This window comes from Vreelandella olivaria, assembly GCF_023507745.1.
GTDB classification, from domain to species: domain Bacteria; phylum Pseudomonadota; class Gammaproteobacteria; order Pseudomonadales; family Halomonadaceae; genus Vreelandella; species Vreelandella olivaria_A.
In genome coordinates this window covers 1-671 of sequence record NZ_JALPZO010000062.1, presented here as the reverse complement: position 1 = coordinate 671, position 671 = coordinate 1, and the positions used below count along the sequence as shown (strand labels likewise).

The window sequence follows — 671 nt, the reverse complement described above, 5'->3', positions numbered from 1 at the left end:
CCGCTACCCACCAGTGGCAGCCGCTGGTTAAAGAACGTTGCCACCCGGATGGTCCCACCACCCGGCTGTATGATCTGGAAGTCGCCAAGGGCCTGCATCAAGACAATACCGATACCTCTACCTCCAGTGGCTCAGGGCAGTAATGCAGAGTCTTAAAAACACCTTCGCCACTCTTTCACAGCAGCTCGGGCTGGCCGATGAGCTCATCCAGCTCTCACCCAAACGCCGGGCCGCCCGGCAGCCCATGCAACTGGGTGAAGTACAGGAGCAAACCGAGCACTACCTGGACCTTTCCAGCGGCGCCGAAGAAGGCAAGGGCGTTTTTACTGGGGTATGGGGGATGGGGGCGATCTATATGTTTTTAATTATGTCGCCCGTTTTCTTTCAAGGCAGAGGGGGGGAAGTGCTAGGCACCGCTGCCGTTATGTTTGGCATTACTTTTGCTGTCTTTCTGCTTGAGGTCTTCTGGCCCACCTCCTCTCCCCTGCGTTTTAATCGCCGCACCCGGGAAATCTATTTTCAGGATAAGGGCAAGCTCTACCATGCCCCCTGGGATGAGGCCGTGGCCTGGATGCAGGAGAGCCGCACGGTGACCCAATACACCGGCGCCATGACCGAAACCCCGCTGCAACTGCTGCTACAACGCTATCACCACCCCCAGGATGTGATTG

1 protein-coding gene is annotated in these 671 nt (G+C 57.4%); it reads left to right on the top strand.

Annotated features, from left to right (window positions below; all coding sequences use genetic code 11):
- Positions 1-142: 142 nt before the first annotated feature.
- Positions 143-671 (top strand): DUF6708 domain-containing protein (locus tag HP566_RS04925; RefSeq protein ID WP_340163063.1); only part of this gene is annotated, 529 nt, incomplete at its 3' end.